Source organism: Pseudostreptobacillus hongkongensis (genome assembly GCF_001559795.1).
GTDB classification, from domain to species: Bacteria; Fusobacteriota; Fusobacteriia; order Fusobacteriales; family Leptotrichiaceae; genus Pseudostreptobacillus; species Pseudostreptobacillus hongkongensis.
This window is the reverse complement of the sequence record NZ_LOHY01000107.1, coordinates 1-3,961: the sequence shown is the minus strand read 5'-3', so window position 1 is coordinate 3,961 and position 3,961 is coordinate 1. Positions and strand designations below refer to the sequence as shown.

Annotated in this window: 5 protein-coding genes and 1 pseudogene; all 6 read right to left on the bottom strand. The window is 26.8% G+C overall.

The features are described 5' to 3' along the window. Positions 1 to 242 precede the first annotated feature (242 nt). Positions 243 to 899, bottom strand: coding sequence for a potassium channel family protein (locus AYC59_RS05630; protein ID WP_066896155.1), 657 nt, complete (start codon positions 897 to 899; stop codon positions 243 to 245). A 13-nt stretch (positions 900 to 912) separates the two neighbouring features. Further along, complete coding sequence (locus AYC59_RS05625; RefSeq protein ID WP_066896152.1) at positions 913 to 2,259, bottom strand: TrkH family potassium uptake protein; 1,347 nt, start codon at positions 2,257 to 2,259, stop codon at positions 913 to 915. A 23-nt stretch (positions 2,260 to 2,282) separates the two neighbouring features. Beyond that, positions 2,283 to 2,495: pseudogene (locus tag AYC59_RS05620) on the bottom strand (TrkA C-terminal domain-containing protein); the annotation flags it as partial. Then, positions 2,440 to 2,703 (bottom strand): hypothetical protein, encoded by a 264-nt coding sequence (locus AYC59_RS05615; protein ID WP_066896146.1) that lies wholly within the window; start codon positions 2,701 to 2,703, stop codon positions 2,440 to 2,442. The pseudogene AYC59_RS05620 and the gene AYC59_RS05615, both read right to left, overlap by 56 nt. A 12-nt stretch (positions 2,704 to 2,715) precedes the next feature. Continuing rightward, a complete protein-coding gene (locus AYC59_RS05610) occupies positions 2,716 to 3,102 on the bottom strand; it encodes a hypothetical protein (protein ID WP_066896143.1) in 387 nt (128 codons plus the stop codon). A gap of 97 nt (positions 3,103 to 3,199) precedes the next feature. Beyond that, the coding region (locus AYC59_RS05605; RefSeq protein ID WP_156445496.1) for an autotransporter outer membrane beta-barrel domain-containing protein at positions 3,200 to 3,961 on the bottom strand (762 nt) is incomplete at its 5' end.

The window sequence follows — 3,961 nt, the reverse complement described above, 5'->3', positions numbered from 1 at the left end:
TCTATTGAGCTACTAATTTTATTATCCCTTAAATATTTGTGAAGAACCACTATTATTTGATAATTTCAATAAAATATAAAAATGATATAAAAAAACAGGTCTTTTAGACCTGCTTGTATAAATTTATTTAAATTATAGTTCTTGTAAATAATTTTTTAATTCATTAACATCTAATAAATTTTTAAGAACTTTTATTTTAGGATTAGCTTCTAACTCTTTAGCTAATTTTTCAAAACAAAATACTAAATCAATTTATTAAATGACTCAACTGTTTTTTTATCAGTTATAATCACTAATATATCTCCTTCTTCTATTACAATATTTGCAGTTGGATTAGATAAAAATTCTCCTTTATCTTTTTTTATTCCAACTATATTTATGTTATATTTATTTCTAACATCTAAATTTATAAGAGTATTATTCCAAAATATTCTTGGTGCCTTTACTTCTACTAACACAAAATTATCAGTAAATTTTAAATGTTCTATTATTCCTGTATTCATTGTCAGCTCAGCTATTCTTTTTCCCATGTGTTCTTCAGGATAAACTATCTCTGTTGCTCCAACTTTTGTAAGAACCTTTCCGTGATTTTTATTAATAGCCTTTGCTATGATTCTATTTATTTCTAATTCTTTTAAATTAAGTGCTATCATAACACTTGCTTCTATATCTCCAATACAAATAAAGGCCACATCAAAATTTTCAGCTCCAATATCTTTTAAAATTTTCATATCACTGGCATCACCAATTATAGCATTTTTTAGTATATTATCATTTATTTTATCCTGTACCAATTCCTCATCTATATCTATACCTAAAACATTTTTCCCAGCTTCATACAAAGTTTTAGCAACACTCGTTCCAAATCTTCCTAAGCCTATAACTAAATACTGTTTCATAAATTTCTCCTATTTATCCTATTAAAATATCTTCTTTTGGATACTTTATTAAACTTTTTTTATTATTTGTAAAAGCTAATGCAACTGTCATAGGTCCCAATCTCCCTATAAACATTGTAATAATTATTAAAAGTTTAGAAATTTCCCCTAATTCTGCTGTTATTCCAAGACTCAAACCTGTTGTTGAAAAAGCTGATACAACTTCATATATCACTTTATCTATTGAAAAATTTTCTATTGATAATATAATTGTTATTATAATAATAACATAAAATACAGATATAACTACTATTGCTAATGCTTTATTCATCAATTCCCAATCTATTCTTCTCTTAAACACTTCAATATGCTCTTTTCTTTTTAAAATCCCAAGTGCATAGAATATTAAAATTCCAAATGTTGTTGTTTTTATTCCACCACCTGTTGAACCTGGAGAAGCTCCAATAAACATAAAAATATATGAAATAAAAATTGTTGCCGGTCTTATATTTGAAAGTGGCACTGTATTAAATCCTGCTGTTCTTAGTGTTACACTTTGAAAGAATGAATTTAAAACTTTATCAAAAAAATTCATATTTTTTAAAGTACTTGAATTAGTATATTCAAATCCAAAAAATAATATAGTTCCAATAAATAGTAAAAAAAATGTAACAATTAAAGCAAGTTTTGATGTCAAACTTAAATCTCTAATTTTTTTCTTTTTAACTATAAAAAGTGAATTTATTGTTACAAAACCTATACCTCCGAAAATAATTAGAAGAGATATGGTTAAACTAATTAACTTATCATATTTAAAATTTTCTAGATTGTTGGTAAACAAAGAAAATCCAGCGTTACAAAATGCTGATATTGAATGAAATAATCCATAAAAAATGGATACTTTTATTGAATAATATTTAGAAAACGCATAAGTTAAAATAAAAGCTCCCAATAACTCAATAATAAATACTATTAATAAAAGATGTTTTATAAAATTTGTAATACCTCCATTACTATTAGAATTTCTCTCCTCTTTTAAAAGTTCCCTTGTCTCAAAACTCATTTTTTCCCCAACTAATAAAAAAACTATTATTGAAACTGTCATAACTCCAAGTCCACCCAACTGTATAAAAAATAGAACTATTAATTGCCCTATCGGAGTAAATACTTGACTTACATCAACAACAGATAACCCTGTTACACAAATAGCTGAAACTATTGTAAACAAAGAATCTAACATACTAATATTCTGATTTTCTTTTAATGAGAAGGGTAATTTTAAAAGTGTAGTTCCAATAAAGATCGCTATTAAAAAGCCTACTATCAATTTCCTATAAGGTGATAAAAGTTCCCATTTTTTTATTAAACCTAACTTTCTCATTTTTCCTCTCTTTCAAACTAGAATTAATCTATCAATGTATGCTTCATTAATTTTTCTTTAACTTCTCCAACAATATTTTTAGGCAATAATAATATTAAAATATCTCCTGCCATCATAACTGTTCTACCATTAGGTATTTTTTCTATACCATTTCTAACAATAGAAATTACCAAAACATCTTCAGGCCATATTACTTCCGACACCATTTTTCCATCTATTAAAGACTCCACCATTATTACTATCTATGATAGCAGAAGAAGATACCTCTTTTCTTTCCCCTATATATGCACCAAACCCTAAAGCTATTGAATATTCTGAATTTTCAGTTATCAATGAATTTTTACCTATAGCTGTACTAGCTTTTCCATTTGAAATAGCGTAATCTCCTATAACTAAAAAATATTCCCCTATAGATTTAGCACTATAACCAATAGATTCTAGCAATAGAAGCTACACCTAATCTTTCCACAATGCTTTTGTATCAAATACTATTGCTAATTCTGCTGGATTTCCTGCTGCTACTATTGCTTGATATTCTATGGCAGTTGCCACTTGATCTAATGCTTTAGACTTATAACCTATAGATATAGCCCCAACACCATTAGCTGTTGAATAATTACCCATAGCTATAGCACTCCCCCCCATAGCTCTTGAGTTAGCTCCTATATCTAATGATAAAGGTCCTTTAGCTCCGTCATTATTTGCGTTATCTCCACCACCTAATCCCATTTTAGCACTAAAATACTTTATTTTATTTTTTTGAATATCTTGAGTATTTTTTGAAACAGATGTTTGTAATCTAGTTATTTTTTCAGTTTGAGCTTTTACCGCTTCCTCTATCATTTTTTTACTACTTATTTTGTTATTGGTACCTCATCATTATAAAAGGATACAACAGAACTGATACACAATGTCACCATTAACATTTTCTTAAATATCTTTATCTTTCGTAATTAAATCCTACAACTCCTTTTACACCATATTTATTTGCACCATAAATTGATTTTTCCGCAGTTGCTTCAAAATATGTACTTAAACGTTTAGTAACAGGAATATTAGCACCAAATCCTGCTTCTATCCACACTTTAGAATTTATTGGTTTAAACTCTTTTTTCCCTTTTGATACTTTTGTTGTATTTACAAATTCTTCCCATAGATTAAATAAGGCATATCCCATACCATTTTTATTATTTACATTAGTTGTAGCATATCCAACTCTTAATCCTAATCTACCTGTTAATGAATGACCTAAACCATATTTAACTCCTTGACTTAATATATCACTATTTTTACCAAATTGATAAATTAATTGTAGTTGTGGTTCAACTAAATATTTCATACCTTTTTCCTTATTAGTATCAAAATATACTGGAGATCCTACTTCTAATGAACTTGTAACTATAACACCTGTATTACTGATTTCTTTTGAATTTAAATCATATCTATTCTTTAAAGCTGCAACTTGTAATACTGTATCTGCATAGAAATTTTTATTTTCAAATGTGTCAGTAAATCCAAATGCAAACATATCTGTTTTTACTCTTCCAATTTGTTTTTCTAATTTTGAATTTCTAACTTTCTTTGTTGAATTTGAATAACCAAAATAAAATCCAGCTAAATTATTTTTGTTATAATCAGTATATACATCAATACCAACATTTAATCCTAATGTTCCTTCTGAGTATTTTATATCATTATTCTT

Excerpts from the sequence above, each read along its gene's own strand:
- AYC59_RS05630 (WP_066896155.1), bottom strand. The coding sequence starts at position 899 with ATGAAACAGTATTTAGTTATAGGCTTAGGAAGATTTGGAACGAGTGTT.
- AYC59_RS05625 (WP_066896152.1), bottom strand. The coding sequence starts at position 2,259 with ATGAGAAAGTTAGGTTTAATAAAAAAATGGGAACTTTTATCACCTTAT.
- AYC59_RS05610 (WP_066896143.1), bottom strand. The coding sequence starts at position 3,102 with ATGATAGAGGAAGCGGTAAAAGCTCAAACTGAAAAAATAACTAGATTA.